The organism is Micromonospora sp. NPDC047521, from assembly GCF_055587305.1.
Map to the genome: position 1 here is coordinate 68,989 of NZ_JBVJGN010000020.1, position 6,225 is coordinate 75,213.

The following is a 6,225-nucleotide window of genomic DNA, read 5'->3' on the forward strand; positions in this document are numbered from 1 at the left end:
CGGCGGAGCTGTGGATCACCGATGGCGCGGTGAGCGGCCCGAGCCGCCCACCGCGCCTGTCGCTCAGTGGTGGTGGTGGTGCGAACGGACCGCCCGGCGAATGTCCACAGGCAACGCCGGTGCCCCGTCGACCGGGGCCGGGTCCTCGGCCGTCGGCGCCACTCCCCCGGCGGCGATCCGGTCCAGCGTGGCGAGCCCCGCCGCGTCGACCTCGCCGAAGATCGTGTAGTTCGGTCGCAGCGCCGAGTTGGCGTACACCAGGAAGAACTGGCTGCCGTTCGTGTCCGGCCCGGCGTTGGCCATGGCCAGCACACCCCGGGCGTAGACCCGACGTTCCCCGGTGGGGTCGGTCGGCGCCGGCGGCAGGTCGGTAGGCAACTCGTCGCGGTACCTGTAGCCCGGGCCGCCCTCGCCCGTGCCGGACGGGTCGCCGCACTGCAGCACGCTCAGCGTCGGGTACGCGGTCAGTCGGTGACACGGGGTCCGGTCGTAGAAGCGCTTGCCCACCAGGTGCAGGAAGCTCTGCACGGTGCACGGGGCGGCCGCCCGGTCCAGGGTCAACCCGATCGGCCCGTGGTTGGTCACCAGGGTCACCCGGACGCTGCCCCGGGCCGGCGTACGCCGCGGGTCCGGTGGCAGCGGCACCGGACGGGCCGCCGGCTCGTCGGGCGTCTCGGTGTACGCGCACGGCCCGTGGGTGGTGCGCGGCGCACGGGTGGCGGCATCGGTGGCGGACACGGTCGCCGTGTCGGCGGGCGCGGCGGCGGACGCCATGGGCGCCGCCACGGCGACGCCCGCGACGAGCGTTCCGGCGAGCAGCGTCACCCCCGCGAGGCGGGTCAGCGCGCGCGCCGGCCGGCGGGGTGCCGCCACCCCGGGGCGCGGTTCGAGTTCACTCGGCACAGGGATCCTCCTGGACTCGTGGTGCCAGAAAGACCGGAGTCTATGGACGTCGTGGCCTGTTGTCGATGCGTCAGGGCAGCCGACGGCGCCGGCGCCACAGCAGGCCGCCCAGCAGCACCAGCACCCCGGCGCCGCTGATCACGGTCACCGACCACAGCCACCCCGAGCCGGAGTGCGCCGGTCCGCTCGCCGCCGCCGGCCGCGGTCCGCCCGGCGCCGCCAACGCCGGCGCCGCCGACGGGGTGGCGGTCAACTCCCCCGGCTCGACGAGTCGACCGACGCTCGCGTCGCGGGGCACCGTGAAACCCCAGTCCAGCAGCGACGCGCCCTGCTCCCAGCCGCGTTTCGGCGCCGACTCGGCACCCAGCAGGGTCACCACCAGCCGCCGGCCGCCCCGTTCGGCCGCGCCGACGTACGTGTGCCGGGCCAGATCCGTGAAGCCCGTCTTGCCGCCGAGCGCGCCCGGGTACCGGTAGATGAGCTGGTTCTCGTTCTGGATCAGGAAACCCTTGGTCCGCTGCGCCGGCTGGGCCGGGATCGGGGCCTGTTCGGTGAGCGCGTACCGCCGGAACGTCGGCTGGGCGAAGCAGGCCCGGGCGATCAGCGCCAGGTCGTACGCGCTTGTGAACTGCCCCTTGCCGTCGAGCCCGGACGGGGTGACGGCGTGCGTCTGGAGCGCGCCGAGCCGGTGCGCCTCGTCGTTCATGGCGCGTACGCCGTCGGCCGCGCGGTCCGTTCCGCTGCCCAGCCGGGCCAGCGCGTTCGCGGCCTCGTTGCCGGAGTTGAGCAGCAGACCGAGCCAGATGGTCTCGATGGCGTACCGGCCGCCCTCGACGAGGCCGACAGCGGAGGAGCCGGGCTCGATGTTCATGTCCTCGTCGGTGACGGTGACCGTCTGCTTCGGATCCAGGCGGGGCATCATCGTGGCCGCCAGCAGGAGCTTCTGCACACTGGCCGGGGTGCCGTACTCGTGTGGGCCGCACCCGCCGAGCACCTGCCCGGTGTCCAGGTCGGCGACCACCCAGGAGGTGGCGCTGACAGCCGGTGGCGTACCGGCGCCGGCCGGCACGACCAGCCCGTCGGTGGCCAGCCCCGCACCGCCGACCGTCCGCTGCGCGGGCACGGCGGGCGGGGGCGAGGGTCGGGGCGGCCGGGACATCGCGGGCGCTGCCGCCCGTGGGCACCGCACGGTCGCGGTGGCACCCGGGGCCGCGGCGGCCGGCGCGGGAGCGAGCAGGACGGCGGACGTGGTGGCCGCCAGCAGCGCAGCTCTCATGAGCCCGACCCTAGTCAACAAGATCGCCCGGCGGGACGGGTTGGGCTCGTTGGCGCAGGTAGTCGTGCAGCGCGGCGCTCCCCCGCAGGCGGCGCAGGCTGCGCGCGTGCAGGTCCTGTTCACGGCGGGCCAGCTCGGCGCGGACCCGTTGGGCGCTGCCGGTGGTGCGCAACTCCCCCAGCACCGCCTCGATGATCTCGAACGGGTACGCGCCCCGACGCAGGAGCGCGACGACCTGCGCGGCGCGCAGCTCGGCCTCGTCGTACACGCGGTAGTTGGTGCCCGCCGCGCGGGTCGGGCGCAGCAGGTCACGCGCCTCCCACAGCCGCAGCTGGGAGGTCCGGACCCCGACCAGGGCGGCGACCTCGCCGATCCGGACGCCCCGGCGCGGCGCCGGTCGCGCCGCCGGGGCGGCGGCCAGCACGGTCTCGAACGCGCCGAGCACCCGGCGGATGTCGGCCCGCTCCCAGTCCAGTTCGGCGTGGCCGCCGTCGAGCGCCGCCAGGGCCGCCGGTAGGTCACCCCTGTGCACCGCCGCCATGATCTCCCGGGTACGACCCCAGCCGTGCCCCTCGGCGAGCCGCCGCGCCACGGTCAACGCGCGGGAGTGCTCGCTCGTGAAGATCCGGTAGCCGCTCGGGGTGCGCCGCACCGGCGGCAGCACTCCCTGCTCGACGTAGTTGCGCACCTGCTGCACCGAGATCCCGACGGTGGCGGCCAGGTCCACGGCACGCAGGCGGTCCTTCGGCCCGACGTCCACGCCGGCAACAGTAGTGGTTGACACGTGATTTGAGACTTCTCCGCTCTTTCCACCGTCGGACGCGCGGCAGCTGTCGTCAAAGCCTCTACGTGGGGACGAATGAGACAATTTAATCCGTCAGATGCTCGGCGGGGACCGCCCCGCCACGAACTCTGAAGGGTCCGCATGTCGCAGCCAGCCTGGTCCGCCGCCGACAGCCACGACATGATCGAGGTACGCGGGGCGCGGGAGAACAACCTCGCCAACGTCTCGGTCGACATCCCCAAGCGCCGGTTGACCGTCTTCACAGGCGTCTCCGGCTCCGGCAAGTCGTCGCTGGTCTTCGGCACCATCGCCGCCGAGTCCCAGCGCATGATCAACGAGACCTACAGCGCGTTCCTCCAGTCGTTCATGCCGAACCTCAACCGCCCGGACGTCGACTCGCTGCGCAACCTCAGCGCCGCCATCGTCGTCGACCAGGAACGGATGGGCGTCAACTCCCGCTCCACCGTCGGCACCGCCACCGACGCGTACGCCATGCTGCGGATCCTCTTCAGCAGGCTCGGCCAGCCGCAGATCGGCGGGGCTGGGGCGTTCAGCTTCAACCTCCCCGAGGGCATGTGCCCGACCTGCGAGGGGCTGGGACGTGTCTCGGACCTCGACGTCAACGAGCTTGTCGACGTCGAGCGCTCCCTCAACGACGGCGCGATCACCGTGCCCAACTTCGCCGTCGACTCCTGGTACTGGCAGACCATCGTCGGCTCCGGCCTGTTCGACCCGGACGTCAAACTCCAGGACTACACCCCGGCACAGTGGGAGGACTTCCTCCACAAACCCGCCACGAAGATCAAGGTGGGCGGCAACAGCTGGACGTACGAGGGCCTGGCCGTCAAGGTCAAGCGGCTCTACCTGACCAAGGACCGCGAGTCGATGCAGGCGCACATCCGCGCCTTCGTCGACCGTGCGGTCACCTTCACCACCTGCGCCGACTGCGGCGGCACCCGCCTCAACGCGGCGGCCCTGTCGTCCCGGATCGCCGGACGCACCATCGCGGACTGCTCGGCCATGCAGATCAGCGACCTGGCCGCGTTCGTACGCGGCGTCGACGACCCGGGCGTCGCGCCGCTGATCGCCAACCTGCGGGACCTGCTCGACTCCCTCGTCGAGATCGGGCTGGGCTACCTCAGCCTGGACCGCGAGTCGGCCACCCTGTCCGGCGGTGAGGCACAGCGGGTGAAGATGGTCAGGCACCTCGGGTCCAGCCTCTCCGACGTCACGTACGTCTTCGACGAACCCACCGTCGGCCTGCACCCGCACGACATCGCCCGGATGAACGACCTGCTGCTGCGGCTGCGCGACAAGGGCAACACCGTGCTGGTGGTCGAACACAAGCCGGAGACCATCGCCATCGCCGACCACGTGGTCGACCTCGGGCCCGGCGCCGGCACCAACGGCGGACGGATCTGCTTCACCGGCGACGTGCCAGGGCTGCGCCGCTCCGACACGCTCACCGGCCGGCACCTCGACCACCGGGTGACCCTGCGCGCCGCCGTACGCCCACCCACCGGACAGCTCCCCATCAGGCACGCCGACCTGCACAACCTGCGCGACGTGGACGTCGACATCCCGCTCGGCGTGCTCACCGTGGTCACAGGTGTCGCCGGCTCCGGCAAGAGTTCCCTGATCCACGGGTCGCTGCGCCACCGATCCGGTGTGGTGATCGTCGACCAGTCCCCCATCCGCGGATCGCGGCGCAGCAACCCGGCCACCTACAGCGGACTGCTCGACCCGATCCGTACCGCCTTCGCCAAGGCCAACGGCGTCAAGGCGGCGCTGTTCAGCGCCAACTCCGAGGGCGCCTGCCCGGCCTGCAAGGGCATCGGGCTCATCTACACCGACCTGGCCATGATGGCCGGGGTGGCAAGCGTCTGCGAACGCTGCGAGGGGCGACGCTTCACCGAGCAGGTGCTCACGTACACGCTGCGCGGCAAGAACATCAGCGAGGTACTCGCCATGTCGGTCAGCGAGGCGTACGACTTCTTCCCGCACCTCATCCTCGGACGGCTGGTCGACGTCGGGTTGGGCTACCTCAGCCTCGGCCAACCCCTGACCACCCTGTCCGGCGGGGAACGGCAACGACTCAAACTCGCCATCCACCTCGGCGAGAAGACCAGCACGTACGTCCTGGACGAGCCCACCACCGGCCTGCACCTGGCCGACGTCGACCAACTCCTGGCCCTGCTCGACCGCATGGTCGACGCCGGCAACACGGTCATCGTCATCGAGCACCACCAGGCGGTCATGGCACACGCGGACTGGCTCATCGACCTCGGCCCCGGCGCGGGACACGACGGCGGGCGGGTCGTCTTCACCGGCACACCTGCCGAGCTGGTCGCGCACGGGGACACCCTCACCGCGACCCATCTGCGCGAGTACGTCAACGAGCCCGCGCGGATCAGCCAAGGCTGACGGCGCCGGGTTGGCGTCCGCCGGCACGCGGGGGCGCGGGCGGTGGGCGGCGCGGGTGGGCGGCGCGAGCGGTGGGCGGCGCGGGCCAGACGTGGGCGCCACGCGCCGGCGGGGGTCAGGTGACGCGGCGGAGCCAGCGTCGCTGCCAGGGGGTCTCCACGGCCTTCGGGTGGTAGCCCGTGCGGACCCACGGCACCGCCCGCTCGGCTGGCAGGCCGTCGAGGATCGCCAGCGCGGCCAACGCCGTTCCCGTCCGGCCCACTCCACCCCGGCAGGCCACTTCGACGCGTTCGCCGCCGCGTGCCCGGCGCAGGGCCTCCCGCAGGGCGTCGAGCGCATCGGCCCGGTCCAGCGGAACCCAGAAGTCGGGCCACCGGATCCGCCGGTGCGCCCACGCCGGCTCCGGGCCGGGCGCCAACAACAGGGCGAAGTCGGCAGGCGAGGCCTCCGCCGCGATGCGGCGTCCGCGCACGCTCGCGCCACTCGGCAGTACGACGACACCCGACTGCCCGGACCAGGGCTGAACGACAGACACCCGAGCATTGTGCCGCGCCGGCCCGACGGCAGGTACGGACAGCGCCGCCCCCGGCCCGGGTGGGTCGGGGGCGGCGCTGGTGTCGGTGTGCAGGTCGCCTCTCGGCGAGTGGCGCGACGCGGCTCCAGCCGAACGGTGTTCCGCGACGGCAATAGTTAGGTGAGGCCCGGGGACACTGAGTCACACCGACACCGATCCACAACCCGCCAGCCCCACCCGATGTTCCCGACCCCGCACAGATCTTGGACAGTTCCCGTTCACGGCTGACGGGAACTGTCCAAGATCTCGACCGGACATGCCGAA

Annotated in this window: 5 protein-coding genes; 1 reads left to right on the top strand and 4 read right to left on the bottom strand. The window is 72.5% G+C overall.

Going from position 1 to position 6,225, the window contains the following annotated elements; translation table 11 throughout:
* Positions 1–63 precede the first annotated feature (63 nt).
* The 3 genes from ACZ6N8_RS29060 to ACZ6N8_RS29070 all read right to left on the bottom strand — a co-directional run bounded on the left by ACZ6N8_RS29060 (position 64) and on the right by ACZ6N8_RS29070 (position 2,939).
* Entirely contained in the window at positions 64–903 is an 840-nt protein-coding gene (locus ACZ6N8_RS29060; protein ID WP_466013972.1) for a peptidylprolyl isomerase, read from the bottom strand.
* A 70-nt stretch (positions 904–973) separates the two neighbouring features.
* Positions 974–2,179: a D-alanyl-D-alanine carboxypeptidase family protein gene (locus tag ACZ6N8_RS29065; RefSeq protein ID WP_466013974.1), complete on the bottom strand. Its 1,206-nt coding sequence runs from the start codon at positions 2,177–2,179 to the stop codon at positions 974–976.
* 10 nt (positions 2,180–2,189) lie between these two features.
* A complete protein-coding gene (locus ACZ6N8_RS29070) occupies positions 2,190–2,939 on the bottom strand; it encodes a MerR family transcriptional regulator (protein ID WP_466013976.1) in 750 nt (249 codons plus the stop codon).
* A 165-nt stretch (positions 2,940–3,104) separates the two neighbouring features.
* Here ACZ6N8_RS29070 and ACZ6N8_RS29075 point away from each other — a divergent pair, with 165 nt between their 5' ends.
* The gene (locus tag ACZ6N8_RS29075; protein WP_466013978.1) at positions 3,105–5,387 is read left to right on the top strand and encodes an excinuclease ABC subunit UvrA; all 2,283 of its coding nucleotides are present in this window, start codon (positions 3,105–3,107) and stop codon (positions 5,385–5,387) included.
* A 115-nt stretch (positions 5,388–5,502) separates the two neighbouring features.
* Here the strand turns inward: ACZ6N8_RS29075 and ACZ6N8_RS29080 are convergent, their stop codons facing one another.
* Positions 5,503–5,922, bottom strand: a complete 420-nt coding sequence (locus ACZ6N8_RS29080; protein WP_466013980.1) for a protein-tyrosine phosphatase family protein — start codon at positions 5,920–5,922, stop codon at positions 5,503–5,505.
* Between the last annotated feature and the right edge of the window lie 303 nt (positions 5,923–6,225).

Excerpts from the sequence above, each read along its gene's own strand:
- ACZ6N8_RS29065 (WP_466013974.1), bottom strand. The coding sequence starts at position 2,179 with ATGAGAGCTGCGCTGCTGGCGGCCACCACGTCCGCCGTCCTGCTCGCT.
- ACZ6N8_RS29075 (WP_466013978.1), top strand. The coding sequence starts at position 3,105 with ATGTCGCAGCCAGCCTGGTCCGCCGCCGACAGCCACGACATGATCGAG.